Raw genomic sequence first — 739 nt, forward strand, 5'->3', positions numbered from 1 at the left:
ATGACAAGAGTTAATAAAGTAGCAGTTTTTGGTAACAACACGCCCTATGTAAACCTCTTTCCCGGGTCTTAAGACAAGAGTCTATAGTTAGTTATTCTGAATTGATCAAAAATCACTTAGATTTGTACATGTTCATATCGATTACGAGGGATATAATAACAATTGCCGTTATAGGGTTGTTATGGTGCATTCCTACCACTACGAAAAATTAAGATTAAATAAATGACATTTGAAGATTTAAAAGGTAAAATCATCCAAATGGATGAAAATAAAGGTTGGTCAGATGGACAACCAGGAGATTTAGCAAAATCTATAATGCTTGAGAGTGCTGAATTACTGGAGCATTTTCAGTGGGATGACACAATTAGATTTAGAGGTCAGAAGGCTCTAAGTAAGAATAAAAATGAGATAGGTAAAGAAATGGCAGACATACTTATCTATCTTATAAAGATGAGTACTAAAATGGATATTGATTTAATACATGTAACGATCAATAAAATAGACGAGATACAAAAAAGATAAATATCACACCGCAACATAGTGTATACCTAATAGCGGTTTAAATGATAAAACAAAAAGTGTAAACATAAAACAAAGGTCTGTTCTAAACCGAAAGGTTTGTGAGTAAAAATCCACTACTACTCATACAAAAGGCCGTTAGCTACAAGTTGAATAAAGAAAAATGAAAATTATTTTAGGAATAGGTATTGGAATAAGACTTTTGAAGAAAAGTTAGACG

1 protein-coding gene is annotated in these 739 nt (G+C 31.7%); it reads left to right on the forward strand.

Annotation, left to right across the window (positions count from 1 at the left end):
- Nucleotides 1-222 precede the first annotated feature (222 nt).
- Entirely contained in the window at nt 223-522 is a 300-nt protein-coding gene (locus Z053_RS0127410; protein ID WP_025668163.1) for a MazG-like family protein, read from the forward strand.
- Nucleotides 523-739: the final 217 nt, after the last annotated feature.

The sequence above is a fragment of the Aquimarina megaterium XH134 genome, from assembly GCF_000520975.1.
In the GTDB taxonomy this organism is placed as follows: Bacteria; Bacteroidota; Bacteroidia; order Flavobacteriales; family Flavobacteriaceae; genus Aquimarina; species Aquimarina megaterium.

Bases quoted from the DNA above. Each gene is read 5' to 3' on its own strand.
- Z053_RS0127410 (WP_025668163.1), top strand. From the start codon at position 223: ATGACATTTGAAGATTTAAAAGGTAAAATCATCCAAATGGATGAAAAT.